The sequence below is a fragment of the Peribacillus sp. NPDC058075 genome (assembly GCF_042885195.1).
Taxonomy (GTDB): Bacteria; Bacillota; Bacilli; order Bacillales; family DSM-1321; genus Peribacillus.
The window spans coordinates 1693856-1711039 of sequence record NZ_JBHVSL010000001.1 but is presented as its reverse complement, the minus strand read 5'-3'; the positions used below and the strand labels follow the sequence as shown (position 1 = coordinate 1711039).

General features: G+C 39.6%; 17 protein-coding genes. 2 read left to right on the top strand and 15 right to left on the bottom strand.

Annotation, left to right across the window (positions count from 1 at the left end):
- Nucleotides 1–11: 11 nt before the first annotated feature.
- From glgD to ACFVS1_RS08490, 7 genes are all read right to left on the bottom strand, one after another.
- On the bottom strand, nt 12–1118 hold the full coding sequence (glgD, locus tag ACFVS1_RS08520) for a glucose-1-phosphate adenylyltransferase subunit GlgD (RefSeq protein ID WP_387546377.1): 1107 nt from the start codon (nt 1116–1118) through the stop codon (nt 12–14).
- A 17-nt stretch (nt 1119–1135) separates the two neighbouring features.
- Complete coding sequence (locus tag ACFVS1_RS08515; protein WP_387546375.1) at nt 1136–2302, bottom strand: glucose-1-phosphate adenylyltransferase; 1167 nt, start codon at nt 2300–2302, stop codon at nt 1136–1138.
- Nucleotides 2302–4230 (bottom strand): 1,4-alpha-glucan branching protein GlgB, encoded by a 1929-nt coding sequence (gene glgB, locus ACFVS1_RS08510; protein WP_387549252.1) that lies wholly within the window; start codon nt 4228–4230, stop codon nt 2302–2304. Before glgB ends, ACFVS1_RS08515 begins: the two co-directional genes overlap by 1 nt.
- 258 nt (nt 4231–4488) lie before the next feature.
- A complete protein-coding gene (locus ACFVS1_RS08505; RefSeq protein WP_241590756.1) occupies nt 4489–5502 on the bottom strand; it encodes a glycoside hydrolase family 15 protein in 1014 nt (337 codons plus the stop codon).
- A 1160-nt stretch (nt 5503–6662) separates the two neighbouring features.
- On the bottom strand, nt 6663–7178 hold the full coding sequence (locus tag ACFVS1_RS08500; RefSeq protein WP_352923238.1) for a mismatch-specific DNA-glycosylase: 516 nt from the start codon (nt 7176–7178) through the stop codon (nt 6663–6665).
- A 385-nt stretch (nt 7179–7563) separates the two neighbouring features.
- The gene (locus tag ACFVS1_RS08495) at nt 7564–7779 is read right to left on the bottom strand and encodes a hypothetical protein (protein ID WP_352923236.1); all 216 of its coding nucleotides are present in this window, start codon (nt 7777–7779) and stop codon (nt 7564–7566) included.
- A 13-nt stretch (nt 7780–7792) separates the two neighbouring features.
- Nucleotides 7793–8125 (bottom strand): hypothetical protein, encoded by a 333-nt coding sequence (locus ACFVS1_RS08490; protein WP_387546371.1) that lies wholly within the window; start codon nt 8123–8125, stop codon nt 7793–7795.
- A 449-nt stretch (nt 8126–8574) separates the two neighbouring features.
- Here ACFVS1_RS08490 and ACFVS1_RS08485 point away from each other — a divergent pair, with 449 nt between their 5' ends.
- Nucleotides 8575–8841, top strand: coding sequence for a hypothetical protein (locus ACFVS1_RS08485; RefSeq protein WP_387546369.1), 267 nt, complete (start codon nt 8575–8577; stop codon nt 8839–8841).
- Entirely contained in the window at nt 8838–9983 is a 1146-nt protein-coding gene (locus ACFVS1_RS08480) for a glycosyltransferase (RefSeq protein ID WP_352923231.1), read from the top strand. The genes ACFVS1_RS08485 and ACFVS1_RS08480 overlap by 4 nt, the downstream gene beginning before the upstream one ends.
- Before the next feature lie 303 nt (nt 9984–10286).
- Here ACFVS1_RS08480 and ACFVS1_RS08475 read toward each other — a convergent pair whose 3' ends face one another.
- The 8 genes from ACFVS1_RS08475 to sat all read right to left on the bottom strand — a co-directional run bounded on the left by ACFVS1_RS08475 (nt 10287) and on the right by sat (nt 17169).
- On the bottom strand, nt 10287–11186 hold the full coding sequence (locus ACFVS1_RS08475) for a sulfite exporter TauE/SafE family protein (protein ID WP_241590768.1): 900 nt from the start codon (nt 11184–11186) through the stop codon (nt 10287–10289).
- Between the two features lie 162 nt (nt 11187–11348).
- On the bottom strand, nt 11349–11963 hold the full coding sequence (locus ACFVS1_RS08470) for an NAD(P)-binding protein (RefSeq protein WP_241590770.1): 615 nt from the start codon (nt 11961–11963) through the stop codon (nt 11349–11351).
- Complete coding sequence (locus ACFVS1_RS08465) at nt 11944–12705, bottom strand: sirohydrochlorin chelatase (RefSeq protein ID WP_387546367.1); 762 nt, start codon at nt 12703–12705, stop codon at nt 11944–11946. Before ACFVS1_RS08465 ends, ACFVS1_RS08470 begins: the two co-directional genes overlap by 20 nt.
- Nucleotides 12705–13481 carry a uroporphyrinogen-III C-methyltransferase gene (cobA, locus tag ACFVS1_RS08460; protein WP_352923225.1) on the bottom strand — a complete coding sequence of 259 codons (777 nt, stop codon included), beginning with the start codon at nt 13479–13481 and terminating at the stop codon, nt 12705–12707. The genes ACFVS1_RS08465 and cobA overlap by 1 nt, the downstream gene beginning before the upstream one ends.
- Before the next feature lie 19 nt (nt 13482–13500).
- Nucleotides 13501–13716 carry a DUF3906 family protein gene (locus ACFVS1_RS08455; RefSeq protein ID WP_352923223.1) on the bottom strand — a complete coding sequence of 72 codons (216 nt, stop codon included), beginning with the start codon at nt 13714–13716 and terminating at the stop codon, nt 13501–13503.
- Nucleotides 13717–13736: 20 nt separating this feature from the next.
- Complete coding sequence (locus ACFVS1_RS08450) at nt 13737–15362, bottom strand: nitrite/sulfite reductase (RefSeq protein WP_387546363.1); 1626 nt, start codon at nt 15360–15362, stop codon at nt 13737–13739.
- A gap of 16 nt (nt 15363–15378) precedes the next feature.
- Nucleotides 15379–15978 carry an adenylyl-sulfate kinase gene (gene cysC, locus ACFVS1_RS08445; protein ID WP_352923217.1) on the bottom strand — a complete coding sequence of 200 codons (600 nt, stop codon included), beginning with the start codon at nt 15976–15978 and terminating at the stop codon, nt 15379–15381.
- A gap of 42 nt (nt 15979–16020) precedes the next feature.
- Complete coding sequence (gene sat, locus ACFVS1_RS08440) at nt 16021–17169, bottom strand: sulfate adenylyltransferase (RefSeq protein ID WP_387546359.1); 1149 nt, start codon at nt 17167–17169, stop codon at nt 16021–16023.
- Nucleotides 17170–17184 lie beyond the last annotated feature (15 nt).

The window sequence follows — 17184 nt, the reverse complement described above, 5'->3', positions numbered from 1 at the left end:
CACCTCCTCTATTAAATTACTTTCGCTTTTTTTATTACAGTAGGCTGTTGTAAACCAATAACTGATTTTTCACTAGTAATTCTCACTTCTTTATCAGTTATGATATTTTCAACGATAGCTCCTTCTTCAATCACGCCTTTTTGCATGATGATGCTATTTCTTATTATCGCTCCCTTTTTCACCTTTACCCCACGGAAGAGTATACTGTTTTCCACAGTCCCTTCAATATCACAACCGTTGGCTATCAATGAATTAGTAACCTTCGAGGAACTAGAATATTTAGTCGGTGCCTCATGTTTGATTTTAGTATAAACATCCCAAGTATCCCCGAAGAAAGAACGGATTACCGAAGGGTTCAGGAAATTCATATTACTGGAATGAAAGCTTTCAATGGAATGAATGAATGGCATATCTCCAGTAAAATTGTAGCCTTTGACGGTAAAACGATGAAGATTGGCTTTCACGGCGTCTTTCAAAAAGTCATATTCCCCACTCGCAACACAGCTTTTGATCAATTTCACCAATAGCGTTTTACTTATGATGAAGGTTTCCAGACAAACATGGTCACCAGGTCTAGGGATGGTATAAAAGCTAATGTCAGTAATGTCTTCATCCGAATCTACCGAGCATGTGTGATAAATTGGTTTTTCAATCAATTCCCCTTCATAATCCTTATATACGACCGTGATATCCGCTTTATGTTTTTTGTGATAATCAAGCACTTCATTAAAATCCAATTTGCATACATGGCTGCCAGGGGAAATGATGACAGTTTCTGCCTCTGCACGTTCGAAAAAGCTAAGATGATCATAAAATTGCTTCATATCCCCTGTTACCGTTTCATCCGGATGGATAGGGGGCAAGATGTATAAGCCTCCTGAACGACGATCCAAGTTCCATTCTTTCCCTGAGCCTAGGTGATCCATAACTGAAAGATACTTTTCTTTTGGAAAAACGGCTACTTTTGATACATCTGCATTAATGAGATTCGACATCGTAAAGTCAATCAAACGGTAGCGTCCACCAAATGGCACGGATGCTACATTACGGTGAGCAGTCAGATCTTTTAAATGTTGTCTTTCATTGATTAAGTTAATAATACCCAACACATTTTCCATAGCATCTTCCCCTTTTTCTAGTTAAGAGTGATCTTTTTTTTGTTTGGATTGATAATGGTCTGATTTTCACCAATTAAGGTAATGTCTGATGTAACCGCTGAATCGCCCACTACGGCACCATCTTCAATAACACAATTGCTCGCTATGATACTTCTTTCTATATGAACATTTTCACCAATCGTAACATTAGGCATGATGACAGAATCTTTTATGGTTGACCCATAGCCCACCTGTACATTATATGATAAAACCGAATGTTCAATATTCCCATGAATCATGCACCCTTCATTGATAAGCGACTGACTGACCTTGGCATCCGGTGATATATATTGCGGCGGGTGATTTGCATTGCGAGCAAAAATTTTCCATTGCTGATCATCCAACTGGAAATTCGGCTTATCCTCCAATAAGTCCATATGGGCTTGCCAAAGGCTTTCGACCGTTCCAACATCTTTCCAATAATCATTAAAACGATAGGCATATAGCTTTTTTCGATCTTCAAGCATCTTTGGAATGATGTTGCTGCCGAAATCATTGGAAGAGTTTTCATCTTTTTCATCATTTATTAAATAGCGTCTTAAAGTTTTCCAATTGAAAAGGTAAACTCCCATGGAAGCAAGATTACTCTTTGGATACTTTGGTTTTTCATCGAATTGAGTGACTTTATCATCATCATTGGTATTCATGATTCCGAAACGACTTGCTTCCTGCCACGGTACTTGAATGACAGCTATGGTCGACTCGGCATTTTTTTCGATATGATAATCCAGCATCTTACTGTAATCCATCTTGTAGATATGGTCACCAGAGAGAATCAATACATGTTCCGGATCATAGTTATCAATGTATTGGATATTTTGATAAACAGCGTTTGCTGTCCCTTTATACCATTCACCACCTTCTTTCCCTTGATAAGGAGGAAGTACGGAAACTCCGCCAACATCTAGATCAAGGTCCCAAACCTTCCCATTACCAACATAATCATTTAGAATCAATGGCTGGTATTGGGTTAGTACCCCAACCGTATCAATACCAGAATGAGTGCAGTTACTTAATGGAAAATCGATGATTCTATATTTACCGCCAAAGGGAACAGCCGGTTTTGCCAAACCGATTGTCAATTCACCTAACCTTGAACCCTGGCCTCCTGCCAATAACATTGCTATCCATTTTTTTGCTCCCATTATTCGGTCACTCTCCCCCGTCTTTTTTTTGTTTGCTTCATAAAAATAGAAATGCCTAATGGAGGTACAGTTATTTCCATGCTGAATGGTTGATTATGGTATGGTTCCTTTTTGACATTAATGGGTTCTTCATTGATCTGACCCGACCCTCCGAAAGCTGCCGAATCACTGCTGAAAACCTCTATATATTTGCCTTGGGATGGTACACCTATTTGATATTGAGCATGAGCCTGCGCAGAAAAATTACAGACAACAATGCAATAATCGCCTTTCCGTTTACCTTTTCTCATAAAGGTAATGACACTCTGATTACTATTGTTCGGATCTATCCATTCAAAACCCTCCGGGACATGATCCAGTCTCCAAAGTGAGGAGGTTTGCCTATAAAAGTTTTGGAGAGTTCGGAAGTAATTGGCCAGCTTGTCGTGTGATTCATATTCCAAAAGCAGCCAATCCAATTGTTCCTCATCTTTCCATTCTATGAATTGGCCAAATTCACTGCCCATAAATAGAAGCTTCTTTCCGGGATGCGTCATGAAATACCCAAAGAGTAACCGTAAATTTGCGAATTTCTGCCAGTAGTCACCTGGCATCTTATTCAGTAATGACTTCTTGCCATGAACCACTTCATCATGTGAAAAGGGCAAGACGAAATTTTCCGAAAAAGCATAGAAAAATGAAAAGGTTAAGAGATTATGATGATATGGCCTTTCATGTGTTTCAAGTTTCATATAACGAAGGATATCGTTAGTCCATCCCATATTCCATTTGTAATTAAAGCCCAGTCCGCCTATATCGGTAGGGGAAGTTATGAGCGGCCGGTCTGTTGCTTCTTCAGCCATCATTAATGCATTGGGATATTTTTTGAAAACCACTTCGTTAAGTTTTTGCAAAAATTGTATGGCTTCAAGGTTTTCCTCACCGCCAAACTGGTTTTTCAGCTTGACCGGCAACGGATTATCATGATTAAGATACACCATGGACGATACCGCATCGACACGGATTCCATCAATATGGTATACATCCATCCAAAACATAACATTTGAAATAAGGAAACTGATTACTTCCGGTTTGGTAAAATCAAAATTGTATGTCCCCCATAACGGGCGATCTGCTCTAGTTGGTTCAATTGGTTCATAGAGAGGCGTACCATCGAAACGGGAAAGTCCATGCGCGTCTTTACAAAAATGGGCGGGAACCCAGTCAAGGATTACACCTATGCCCCTTTGATGGCAAAGGTTAATTAAATACTTAAAATCTTCAGGTGAACCGTACCGACTGGTTACGGAATAATAGCCTGTAACCTGATATCCCCACGATTTATCAAATGGGTGTTCCATTATGGCCATGATTTCAATATGTGTAAAACTATTATCAATCACATAATCAACTAATCTATCAGCCAATTCACGGTACGTATAAAATTCACCATCTTCTTTCTGTTTCCATGTTCCTGGGTGCACTTCATAAATGGACATGGGTTTATGATAAATGTTTTCCTTTTTCCTATCGGCTATCCACTTCGAATCTTGCCATTCAAAATTATCCAGCTTTTTAATGACCGAGGCTGTATTTGGTCTGACTTCCGAATAAAAGGCATATGGATCGGCTTTTAGGATACGTTTATTTCCGGGTGTATGTATTTCATATTTATAAAGTTCCCCTTCTTGTAGCCCTGGTACGAACAACACCCAGATACCTGAACGCTCGATCCGTTTCATTGCATGATCTTTTCCGTCCCAATTATTAAAGTTACCGACTACTGAAACTTGGTTCGCATGGGGGGCCCAAACGGCAAAGCGTACTCCTTCATTACCTAATGTTGTTACAATGTGTGCCCCAAGCATCTTATAGCTTTCATAAAGGGTGCCTTCATGAAACAAATATAAATCGAAATCGCTTGGATAATTCTCTTGCAGCTGGTCCATAATTGTACTCAATAAAACCCCTCCATCAGTATTAACTCGATAGTATTTTACCCATCCTTCCCCAGTTATTATATATATTCGGTAAAAAAGGTATTAATCCTTCAAATGGAGGTGAAGTTATTATAATAAATGCCCGTTTTTTTGAAAAACAAAACATTTTTTTGCGAAAAATAGACATTTAATGTAAAAATATTATTATACCAATAAAAGCCCTTCCCATTTTTTAGGAAGAGCTTTAAAGTATCAAGTATGAATGCTTCATGTTATTTGTTCAGTTCGAATACTGTAAGTCTTCGTCAAGAATAAATAGGATAATGAGACTGACCATGCCAAAGGAGTATTCCTGTTTGGTATATTACTTCCTCCTATATATAACTCAGGAACTTCCCAATTTTCCGGAATGATCATTTTCGTTTTATCTATATATTCCTTAACTTTGTTCATCATGCCAAGTTCCAGGTAGCATAAGCCCAGCCACGGAAGCCCAAAACACCATTCCGCTTCTTGACCGTCATTATAATAAAGGTCTTTTTCATATCTAATGCAGCCTTTTGTTCTTTCTAGGCGCCCTGTGACATTCTTCAATATGTTAAGTGCTGTTTCACGGTCTACTAGACGATACGGGTAAATTAAGGATAAAAGGGCTAAATCCGTCTCTTTTGAATAACTTTCCCTTGGAAGCAGGAAACGAAGAGTTTCTTCTCCTTTTTTAATTAGTTCTTCTTTGACGTTGACCAGCATTTTGACTGAATTTAAACCAGCAACACATGCCCCTATGCTTGAAGCATGGATTTCGATATTCTCTTCCCACATCCCGTTATCTTCCGCTTGCCAATATTGCAGACATTCCAAGTAACTGACCAACTTTTGAACGATCTTTAAATCACGTTGGTTTCTTATCACCTTTTTCCCATGCCTATATCCTTCACCGACACCCCATAAAAAGGCACCTATCGCATCATTTTGGGCATGGCCCCACTCATCGGGCAGTTCTTTAAGCTCAGTGGAATACCGTGCATGGATATGTTCAAATAGAAACTGGGGTTTCTGTTCCGTATGAATATCTATCTTCCACTCATAGGATTGAAATAAGTCGAATAAAGCATGATATGCTTTCTCGTAACGATTGGACGGATCATTTATAAAAGGTATTACTGTATAAACGACATCCCTTATCCAGACATAATTATAATCATCGGAAACACTTGCAGTATATGCGCCATTAGGAAGCCGCATGCGATCAAGAACCTCTAGGGCACCATTTACATTCATTAATTGAACACCTCCATAGTTATTTGCTTATTCCCATTGTTGACAGACTCCCATTTTCTAAACGTTTGTTGTTTCATTTTTCAATTAAAAGCGCTTTCAATTCAGCAATCCAATACGACTTTTTCAGAAGTTCATTCACCATAGTTTATGTAATCACTGCCCTTTTTGATAATCAAGCTTCCAATGTTCATTAAAAAAGCGTCATTTGCCTAACCGTAATGAAGTTGCCGTTATGAAATATGTTCTTTGGAAAATAAAAACCCAGTAAAGGCAATCCATTACTGGTTATATCGGCCTATCATTCAAATGTTTAGTAGTTATTTAAAGAAAAATCGCATTATCATCAAAGAATGTACGTCAATCATTACCGTACCCATTAGACTACTCATATACAATGCAACCAGGACAGCTGATAAAAGCTGCGGTCAAATTTAAAAGACCTGCTTATTTACATTTTTAATCACCATCTATCGCTGCCGCTATAACCGTTGCAACTATGACGCCAGTACTGCCAGGAAAGAAGAAACCAACTGCAACAACGATTAATATGCTGCTAAAAGCGACTGAAAGAAGATCTATAAAAAAGTTTTTTCACTCAATATTCACAAAAATAAAAAGGCCGATAAACATGGCTGTCAGGGCGAAATCCATTTCATATTTTTTGAGACCTGGAATCCGCCAAAGAAACCGCCGGCCATATGTGCTAGTAACCAATTTAAATAGGCTGCAGGATTCAGACCGAGCATTCATTTCATATCAATCTGTTTCCTCTTCTGTGCCGTTGTGACGGCCAACTCCAATCGTTTCATCAGTGAGTAAGGCTCCGGTTATCAGGTTTTGTTTCTAACCTTGCTGCCTGAATTACGGAGCTAATGCAGCAAAGATGACGACCGCTCACTAAAAAATCGTAAAAAATATGGCCGAGACTGTATGACTTGCTGCAATCGTCCAAGCCGATATGAATGGTCCAGACCCTGCATAGAGTAAATGGACATTAGTGCCATTTCAAACATGCTTAATCCTTACGTTTTTCGCACCCTCTGTAGCAAACCGAAACTTAAGGTATATAATCCTTTACTCCTTGCCAAAAGCCTTCCCCATCATCGGAAAAGCCATCGCTTTTCCATTCAGCATTATCCTGACCCAGAAAATTCCGACCCTTATACATTCCTCTTGCCAAGCAGAATTGGCAACTCACTATAGATTTCGATGATCTCATCTATCGGCATTCTAACTAAGCCGCTGGAAGAAGGGGCAACGAATTCCATGGATTTATTCGATGAAGGTTCTTTTTGCAGCCCCCAAGAGATTTTTCGTAATTGACGATATTCCTGATAAACACCCTTGCCTACAAAACAGACAAGTTTAGGTTCATACTTTTCAATCTTCCTTTTTAAATGCTGCCTTCCTATTATGTACTCTTCTTTAGTGATATCTTCCGCACCTTTTGTAGGCCTGGAAACGATATTGGTAAAACCATAACCTAAATCCAGTAATGACGAGTCTTCAGTTGGGGCATATTTCCTTGGTGTCAGCCCGGACTCGAAGAGGATTTTCCAAAAGCGATTGTTTGGATTCGCATAATGATGGCCAGTCTCGCCTGAACGGATGCTTGGATTGAAGCCTACGAACAAAATATCCAAATTTACCTTTAAATGATCATAGATGCCTTCCATTTTAAAACTCCTTTTCAAATTTCCTATTTAATCATTGTACAAAACTGAAAAATAATTAACTACCTTTTCCGCCATATTCAAACATTTATCCAAAACTTGAACACGTTTCTTGTAGAATGGGGGTTGATTGTTTCATAGTGAAAACCTTATATTGATGATATAAAAAATAACTGCTTTTAAACAAGAAAAACCAAATTCAAGTCACTGTCTTGACATGAGTATGGTTTAGAAGTATCAAGCATCATAGGTGATCCCGACCTATATTAACACAGTTCCTTTCATTTATGAGTGGAATGGCTGATTATGAACTATAAAAGGTCGGGATACAATGCATTTTACTCGTTCAAAAGAAACAGCCACCTTATAGATGGCTGCTTCTTATAACTTATTGTGCGTGATTCACGCGAACAAAGTTTATTTGACTTAGTGTAATGGTTATGATATCAAGATTGCCTTCATAACCTGGAGAGGTTTCTGTTAATCGACAAATATCATCTGTTACTTCAAATAACACTCCCTCGTATAAATCACTGCTCGTTGCCACTTCGACCGTGTTCCCAATGTAATGTTTTAATTGATCATAAAAAATACTAGCTAACAATGCATTCTCCTCCTTATATAGGCTCTCTAACAGAATTGACGGAATAGAACGGAACAAATACTACAGTTCCCGCAGCTTCAGTAATTACAATATAATTAGTTTGAATTGAACTCAATATTCCCGTTACCGGGGCAAAATCAGTTGAAGCCGTTACCGTTCTTCCTAGTAATGCTGCTAAAACACCTCTTAAATCATTGAATGGATCTCCTGAATTGCCAGGTGTTCCTGGTCTTGGATGACCATTTTCAACAAGCCATTTATAGTAAAGATAGTCGTAACTATTCTTTTTACATGGCTTCTCACTTTGCTTCTCACTTTGATTCTCATTTTGCTTCTCAGTGCTCATTATTTTACCACCTTTATATTGTCTATTTTATTACCTTCGTCATGGTTCTCTTCTTTTTTCCTTCATCCCCATGCTCTCATTTCTTTACCTTCTCCTTTTTGAATCGGTCCCCCCTTCTTATCTTTCATGCAGCACTGAACTCGTTGTCGATCGATATTGTGAATCCTGGTATGGTTCAAACCGAAAATGAATTTTCGACCTTGCTAATATTATTGCCTTGATTCGATTTCCCCTGAATTCATTGATCCACCAGATACATTTGATTCCTTTGAGGATCTTGACAACTTGCTGCTGCTTCTATATCGCTTCAAAAGTAGTATATTGATGACTGATGTTTTCGGCTTGGACTAATCAACCTGTTTTTAAATTAGTTTACTTTTTTTTGAAGGTTTTACGAAATCATGTCCATTTCTCTAATGGATGAATATGATACGGTTGAGGTGATAACTATGACAAACAAACAAAAAAAGGATTACATAGGCATTGTAATCCCTCCATGCTACAAAGAGCCTGCATTAAATGCAGACAGTATGGAACAAGCAAAATCCCCATTTTTCAAATGTTCACTTCCTATTAATAAAGGTTTTTTTGAAGCGGAAGATACTAATTGTTGCCCCCTGCTAAATGAACGAGGTTCCCGCATTAAATTGTTACTTTCACCATTAAATTCAAATAAAATTAAGCTTCATTCAGTTCCTGGAGGTAAGGCATCATGAAATCCATTAGAGTCCTGATGGTGTTAGATACAATGGATGTAAGCGGAACGGAAACGCATGTATTGAGTCTTGTGAAGGAATTACAGTCTAGAGGAATATATACAGCAGTTGTTACAGGAAAAGGCAGCATGATTAGCCGGTTACGAGAAACGGGATGTACAGTTCACCAAATGAATTTCCCTAAAACATTAACGATTAACTCGAATGAGGAATCCCCATTATTGAATAGCTTGGTAGAATTGTTACGAAAAGAACAGATTACACTAGTGCACGGGCACCAAATTATATCCGGCTACCTCTCTGCAAAGGCAGCTAAGCTCTCCAATATTCCGTTCGTCTTCACCCTGCACGGGGCATACTTCCAGAAACCGGATATAAAAAGTGTGTTACAGTTTACAGATGCCGCGGTCGCAGTTAGTGAACCGGTAAAAAAACAAATTCAGCCACTTTTCCCAAAGAATATTTCAGTCATTGCAAATGGAATTGATACATCTGAATTTTCCCCTTCCCCATCATATGAATTAAGAAGACAAATGAATATTCCCTTGAATGCAAAAGTAATTCTTTACTGCAGCAGGATAACCCGGCATAAAGCAAAAATCTGCATGCTTTTAATCAAAGCTTGCAGGGATTTAAAATTAAAGGATATCCCCAACCTTCATGTAATCATCATCGGTAACGGCAGCCAGCTCAAGGACATTAAAAATGTGGCTGCGAGCATCCAATCTTTATATAAAGAAGATTTCATTCATTTCACAGGGGAACAAAAAAATGTGAGAGACTATTATGCACTTGCAGATTATGTTGTAGGTACGGGCAGGGTTGCTTTGGAGGCTATGGCATGCGAAAGACCCGTTATTTCTTGTGGAAATCTCGGATATTTTGGGGCGGTGAATAAGAAAAACTTTCAACAAGCTTGGGAATGCTACTTTGGGGATCACGCTGCAAAACAGACTTGCAGCCAAGCCATTCTTTATCGTGACTTACGCAACCTCCATCAATCAAATGCAGGTGTTCAAACAGGCAGGGATTTAAGGAAATTGGTAGTGAAACAATTCGATAGTAAAAAAAATATATTACCGCTTATTGAATTATATGAAAGTACAATTCAATCATTTGAACAGCAGCAGGCCATAAATTAATGGTTCTGCTGCTATTCAATCTCTCACGATGGCCATCTTTAGTATAAGGGTTCGATTGATTCTTTATTAGGGGAATAAACTACATAGATATTGGAGGCATAGAACTCTCGAATGATAATAGCCAAAAAATGGTTCTGGAAAATGAATGAATCTATTAAATAGGGTTTAGAACATTATTAAAATTTAAAGGCGGAATCCCATTTGTCAAATGGCTTTACTCGTAGGTATTTACGTACCTACGAGTTTTTATATTACGTATCGCAATATACTTTTGAGTAAATTCGCTTCTATCAAATTCGGGGTTCAGGAAACATTCTGCCGTTGTTCGATATGATCATGTTTTCTCGCATTGGACATCTTATTGAGGGTTAGAAGTATTCCAGAAAGCCATATAATCACGATGCCTGTATAAATATATATGTGGGCTTCAATCGGAATCCATGTAGCTAATAATGTTCGTACATTGATCAAAATAATGAAACCACCGACTAAAACACCCATTAATTGAGCAGGAAGCATCCGGACTAACCAGGCTGCAATTGGTGCAGCAACCACCCCACCAATTATCAACGCTACGACCCAAAGCCAATTGACAGCTTCCCATCCAAGCGAAATGATAAAACCAAGACTTCCGAAGAATGCAATGGCAAATTCACTCGTATCAACAGTCCCTACGGCTTTCCTCGCTGTCATTCCTTTTTTTGACAATAAAACAGGCGTTGCAATAGGTCCCCATCCTCCACCGCCTGTTGCATCACAAAAGCCTGCAAAAAGGCCTAACGGAATGGATTGTTTTGCGGTCAATGGCCTTACGGTTTCATTGTCCTTTGACGGTTTAAAAATAAATAAAAAGCGAAATAAAACGTATACACCAAGCCCAAATAAAAATATGGCAATATACGGTTTAGCTAATTCGGCTGGCAGGTTGCTCAGGAAACATGCACCTACAAATGCACCAACAGAACCTGGAATGATTAAGCGATAGACCATATTCTTATCCACGTTCCCAAACTTTATATGTGAAGCTCCGGATACTGCTGTGGTCACTACCTCCGATAAATGTACGGATGCTGATGCTACTGCAGGGGCAATCCCGAATGTCAGCAATAAGGAAGTGGAACTCACTCCATACCCCATTCCAAGCGAACCATCGATTAATTGGGCTAAAAACCCGATAAAGGCTAAAACGATTAACTTTTTCATGACATTCCCCTTTTTCAACTAAAATAGACCCTAGATAACATCGACCACCGTTTGCCTGTACAGGATCATGTTGATCTATAAGACACAAAGAGGCACCTTACCAACATGAAATAACATGTTGGTTAGGTGCCTTCAGTTTTTCTGATCAGCCCATGATTTTTTTTATTCAGCTTCTACTGGCATAAGCCTAGCTAAGAAACGATATCTTTCTTTTAGGGAATATTTATAAATATCCTCTATTGAATCTTTCAATAACTTAGATTTTTCCTCTTTTGAAAAGGAACCACTTTTAATGATCATCCTTGCTTCGAAAAGGAATTCAAGATAATCTTCATAAGATTCATCATATACTTTACCTAGGTCATTCCGAATTTTTTTTGCGAGAGTTGGACTTGCTCCATTGGTAGAAACACTAATGGAAAGCATGCCTCTATTCAATGTGGCCGGTATATGAAAGTTACCCAGCTCATGATTGCTGATTACGTTCACCAGCTGACTTTGGGAAGCATTCTCGTATACTCGTTCATTAACTTCAGTAGAATTTGTTGCAACAATGATTAAAAACGCATCTTTATAGTCCGTTTCTTCCACTTCTTTAAGTAAGACTCGAATCTTTCCTTCTTTCTCCAACAGTTGAAAACCCGTGCATATCTCGGGGCTTACGACGGTAACTTCGGCACCAGCTTCCAATAAGGGGCCCGCTTTAAAGTAACCTATTTTACCACCGCCTATAATGACACACTTTCTGTTCTCAATATTAAGCGTAATTGGATACATAGGCTCCCTCCCCACTCACTTCATGAATTCGTTCCGATATGGCTTGTTCAATCTTTGGATGATAACCTAGATATCGGCAAAGTATGATTTTTTGCTTCCCCTTTTTTTGGATCTTTTTTATGCTATTTTCAATCGACTGCATTAAGAGACCCGTAAACAATAGGTAAGGAATGATAAATACTTGGTTTGATCGAGATTCCCCTGCTATTTCCAATGCTTCTCCAAAGCTTGGTGTGGCAGCTGTCAAATAACATTCTTGGACACGGATTTTAGGAAACCTGTTTCTTAGCAGATCTGCCAATCGAGACAAATCCCGTTTCACGTCTGGATCACTGCTGCCCCTTCCAACCAATAAAACCAAGGAATCCTCCGTAACCCTTACATTTGTTTCCTCCAACCGTTCCACTAAAATGTCAACCATTTTATCACTGACACCAATCGGTCTTCCATATTTCAATTCAACGGCAGGGAACCGTTCTTTCATTTTGTTCAAAATGACCGGAATATCATGCTTTGCATGTACAGCTGTTAGCAATAGGACTGGAATGGCGATGATTCTCGTCGCACCTTTTAGCACACATCGTTCGTAGGCCTCTTCTATCGTAGGAGTTTCCAATTCCAAGAAGCAATGCTCTTGAATGGAATTTGGCTGTGCTTGCATACAAACTTTAATAAAATCAATGGCTTGGGCTGAAGCTTCTTTAACGCGGCTGCCATGGCAAATATATAAAATGGCTTCCATTAAAAGGCCTCATTCGCCAACAAATTTTCAGTTTGTTTTCCTTCAAACCATTTAATTTTTTCCCGTAAATTAACGACATCGCCCACGACTATCATGCAAGGGTTGGAAATCTGTTCGTTATTGGCCGTTTCCACTACATTAGCCAACGTACTGACAGCTGTTCTTTGCGTTGTTAATGTCCCCCAATGGATAAGGGCTACCGGAGTCTCTGGATTTTTTCCATGTTCCAAAAGTTTCCCTTGAATATATGGCAGGTTTTTAACACCCATGTAAATGGCTAATGTATCGATTCCTTTTGCAAGGGATTCCCACTTGATATTATCCTCTTCATCCTTTTTCCGATGGCCGGTAACAATTGCAAAAGATGAAGCGTGGTCCCTATGTGTAACTGGAATTCCCGCATAAGCTGTAGCGGCGATTCCCGCCGTAATGCCTGGTACGATTTCAAAGCTCACGCCATTTTTGGCAAGGGCTTCCGCTTCCTCGCCGCCTCTGCCAAAGACGAATGGATCGCCGCCTTTCAAACGAGTGACCACTTTTCCCTTTTTTGCATATTTGACCAGGAACCGATTAATGGTATCCTGCTGCAACAAATGATAATCCGGCAGTTTACCGCAATTAATCAGCTCAACACCGTCTTTTGCATGATTTAAAAGTTCTTTATTGACAAGTCGATCATATAAAATGACATCAGCTTCTTGAATGCATTTTAATCCTTTTAATGTAATTAAATCTGGATCTCCGGGACCGGCTCCTACTAGATATACTTTCCCCATTTTTGCAACCTGCCTTCCCTTAGAGAATTGTTTCGAATTCCGATAAAACGAAACCTGCTCCATTTTTAATTTTCTTTTTTTCGTATAACGAGATGTCATCCACTTCAGGCATTTTCAAATAATGCTTTTCCAGCTCGATATCAACAAGTTCAAACGCCTTTTCATCTGAATCGGCAACAATGATGACATGGATGGGTTCTTCCTTGATAATGACTTCAAAACGGTATAGATTCATGGATTGCTTACCTTCCCCTATTAAACTGCCACTTCCGTTAATATATCATCAAGCTTACTTTGTAACTCGGATATCCCTACCCTTTCCACAAAATCAAGAAAGGTTTCCGATAGAAGTTTCGTTTCTTTGAAAAATAGGATTAGTTCTTTCAGAACATGATAGAGCTTTTCAGCTTCCACTTTTCCTTTAAGTTTTTCATTGAACTTCCCGCCCTCATTCAGCGTTCCACCGACGTATATTTCAAAAGCCTCGACCATCTTTTTGTCCTGGTTTTTCATTTTTATGCCTTGCAGCCCAATTTCGGCGATGGCTCTTTGACCGCAATTATTGGGACAACCGACCATATGCATCCTTACAGGAACATCGAGATCTATTTCCTTGTCCAATGATTCAGAAATGGTCCTCATGCGTTCTTTTGTTTCAACGAGTGCCAGGTTGCAATACTCGATGCCTGTACAAGAAACGGAATAACCAATGAATTTTTTTGGGTGATATGGAAATCTTTCAAAGATGGATTCCTGTTTTAATTCCTCAAGTTTTGCATCCGGCACATTTGGAATGATTAGATTTTGAGAATTACAGTTGCGGATTTCACCATTTCCATATTTTTTCGCAAGTTCGGCAAACTCGATCACTTCGTCTGGATTTAGACGACCAACGGGTATATTGACTCCAACGTAGTTCAGACCATCTTGCTTTTGTTTATGGATGCCATAGAAATAACCGGCATTCCATCCCTTCACCGCACTTTCACCCTTTTCAGGAAGCGGACCGGTGTATTCGATCAATTTATCCTTGAATTGTTCAGGACCCCAATCAGCGACAAGGAATTTCAATCGTGAGCGATGACGCTTTTCACGGTACCCGAAGTCACGGAATATCGTCGTGATGGCGGCCGCTACTTCGACTGTTTTTTCAGGTGAAATGAATAAATCAAGTTCCTCTGCCAGCATTGGAACGGAGGATAGCCCACCGCCTACTTTTACGTGAAAACCAGCTTCCGTTACTCCATCAATTACTTTAGTTGCCGGATTGAATGAAACACAGTTGATTTCAGCATTTGAAGCATTATGGATATTAGCACTTATGGACATTTTATATTTCCTCGGAAGGTTCGAATAGTCTTCGTTAAGGCGGAAATACTCAAATACATCATGAAGGACTTCGCGTGTATCGAAAAGTTCGTCAGGATCGATGCCTGCCAGTGCATTTCCGATGATATTGCGTGTGATATCACCACAAGCACCAGCCGTAGTCATTCCAACCTTTTCCAAACGATTTAAGATATCCGGGACTTGTTCAATGGTCAGCCAATGGAATTGAATGGCTTGACGGGTTGTAATGTCATATACACCCCTCCCGTAGTCTTTAGCGATGTTTGCTAGCGTTATTTGTTGATCATAAGTCAGGATGCCGCCTGGAATAACGACACGCATCATCCAATAACCAGCTTCTTTTGGCCGTTGCAGGTAGAGACCTGCCCACTTGAACATATCCCAATTTTCTTTAGGGATGGACTCAAAACCATTTGCTGCGTAATGTGGAATATCATCAAATATCTTCAAGCCGTCTTTTTCCAATTTCCAGACTTCGGTTTTATTTTTAGCGATTAGTGGATTTTCCGACCAGAATTTCTCGTAAACCATTATATTTCCTCCCTGATTAAATCGCTTTCTTTGCTGTCAAATAACCGATTACCTGTTCAACGCACTCTTCAATGCTGTATTTGTCGGATTCTAAAATGATTTCCGGTTGTTCAGGTTCTTCGTATGGAGAGTCGATTCCGGTAAAATCTTTAATGATTCCCTTACGTGCCTTGTCATAAAGACCTTTTGGATCACGCACTTCGCACTCTTCGATCGGACACTTTATGTATACTTCAATAAACTCCCCTTCTTCGAGTAAATCACGGACAATCTGCCGATCTGCCCTGAAAGGTGATATGAAGGCGGTCAATACGAACTGCCCACTATCCACGAATAACTTGGAAACCTCACCGATCCGCCTAATGTTCTCGGTTCGATCCTCTTCAGAAAAACCTAAATCTTTATTCAAACCATGACGGATATTATCCCCATCCAAAACATAACTTCGAATCTTCCGATTATATAACTCTTTAGCGACTGCGTTCGCAATCGTTGATTTTCCGGAGCCCGAGAGACCCGTGAACCATAGAACTGTGCTTTCATGGCCATTCTGCTTCCTGCGGAGCTCCTTGGTCAATGACGTTTCATGCCAAGTGACATTCGTACTTTTACTCATTAATAATCCCCCTCTTTATGTGATCCTTCAATTTATGTCCGATCAGTTATAAACTTCATTCTTTTTTAGACCTTCGATCAACACCTCGATGACTTCTTTACGGCTAAAGGTAGCTGGAGGAATTTCTCCATTACGCAGCATTTCCCTTACCTTCGTTCCAGACAGGATGACATGGTCTTCCTTGCCATGCGGACAAGTTTTAGCGGAAGCCATATTGCCACATGCTTTACAGTAAAAACTATGTTCAAAGAATAATAGCGTGATCCCTAACTCATCTGCGCTGAAATTCCCAAAGATTTTTTGAGCATCATATGTGCCATAATAATCGCCCACACCCGCATGATCACGTCCGACGATAAAATGGGTGCAGCCATAATTTTTACGGACCATCGCATGGAAAATGGCTTCTCTAGGTCCTGCATAACGCATGGCAGCTGGGAAAACTGCAAGGGAGACGCGGTCCTTAGGATAATATTTTTCAAGCAGCACTTTATAGCTTTCCATTCTTACATCTGCCGGTATGTCATCGGATTTAGTGGCACCTACGAGAGGATTTAAGAATAAGCCGTCGACAATCTCCAATGCGGTTTTTTGAATGTATTCATGTGCACGGTGAACAGGGTTCCTCGTTTGGAAGCCGACAACCGTTTCCCAGCCTTTTTCAGCAAAAGCTTTCCTTGTCTCGACTGGGTCCAAATAATGAGCTTGAAACTGCGGACGCTCTATTCTCTTGATCAACTTTATTTCCCCGCCGGCATATACATCACCGCGGTTAAATAAATTTTTCACTCCAGGATGCTTCTCATCATCCGTTTGATAAACTAATGTCGCTTCCAATTGCTTATCTGGAGTGTAAATATCGGAAACGGAGAGAACCCCATATGTTTCACCATCATGAGTCAAGGTTACTTCTTCACCTATAGTAAGGGTTTCTGCAATTTCTTCGGTCAAAGGCAGCGTAATCGGGATGCTCCATACATGACCGCTGTTAAGCCTCATATCCTTGACCACTGTCTCATAGTCACTTTTTGTAAAGAATCCATTAATCGGACTGTAGGCACCAGTGCCTATCAATTCAAGATCACTTAAAGCAATTTCATCGATTTCGATTGACTTTGTTATTTTACTAATATCATAATTTGGTTCCCAAAGATCGATTAATGTTCCTCCGTGCGGTAAACTGATTGTCATGCTAATTTCCCCCTA

Coding starts and splice junctions, on each gene's coding strand:
- ACFVS1_RS08490 (WP_387546371.1), bottom strand. CDS start 8,125: ATGAGCACTGAGAAGCAAAATGAGAATCAAAGTGAGAAGCAAAGTGAG.
- sat (WP_387546359.1), bottom strand. CDS start 17,169: ATGACAATCAGTTTACCGCACGGAGGAACATTAATCGATCTTTGGGAA.
- ACFVS1_RS08505 (WP_241590756.1), bottom strand. CDS start 5,502: ATGAATGTAAATGGTGCCCTAGAGGTTCTTGATCGCATGCGGCTTCCT.
- cobA (WP_352923225.1), bottom strand. CDS start 13,481: ATGGGGAAAGTATATCTAGTAGGAGCCGGTCCCGGAGATCCAGATTTA.
- ACFVS1_RS08480 (WP_352923231.1), top strand. CDS start 8,838: ATGAAATCCATTAGAGTCCTGATGGTGTTAGATACAATGGATGTAAGC.
- ACFVS1_RS08500 (WP_352923238.1), bottom strand. CDS start 7,178: ATGGAAGGCATCTATGATCATTTAAAGGTAAATTTGGATATTTTGTTC.
- ACFVS1_RS08455 (WP_352923223.1), bottom strand. CDS start 13,716: ATGAATCTATACCGTTTTGAAGTCATTATCAAGGAAGAACCCATCCAT.
- ACFVS1_RS08475 (WP_241590768.1), bottom strand. CDS start 11,186: ATGAAAAAGTTAATCGTTTTAGCCTTTATCGGGTTTTTAGCCCAATTA.
- ACFVS1_RS08450 (WP_387546363.1), bottom strand. CDS start 15,362: ATGGTTTACGAGAAATTCTGGTCGGAAAATCCACTAATCGCTAAAAAT.
- ACFVS1_RS08485 (WP_387546369.1), top strand. CDS start 8,575: ATGACAAACAAACAAAAAAAGGATTACATAGGCATTGTAATCCCTCCA.
- glgB (WP_387549252.1), bottom strand. CDS start 4,230: ATGGACCAGCTGCAAGAGAATTATCCAAGCGATTTCGATTTATATTTG.
- cysC (WP_352923217.1), bottom strand. CDS start 15,978: ATGAGTAAAAGTACGAATGTCACTTGGCATGAAACGTCATTGACCAAG.
- ACFVS1_RS08465 (WP_387546367.1), bottom strand. CDS start 12,705: ATGGAAGCCATTTTATATATTTGCCATGGCAGCCGCGTTAAAGAAGCT.
- glgD (WP_387546377.1), bottom strand. CDS start 1,118: ATGGAAAATGTGTTGGGTATTATTAACTTAATCAATGAAAGACAACAT.
- ACFVS1_RS08515 (WP_387546375.1), bottom strand. CDS start 2,302: ATGGGAGCAAAAAAATGGATAGCAATGTTATTGGCAGGAGGCCAGGGT.
- ACFVS1_RS08470 (WP_241590770.1), bottom strand. CDS start 11,963: ATGTATCCAATTACGCTTAATATTGAGAACAGAAAGTGTGTCATTATA.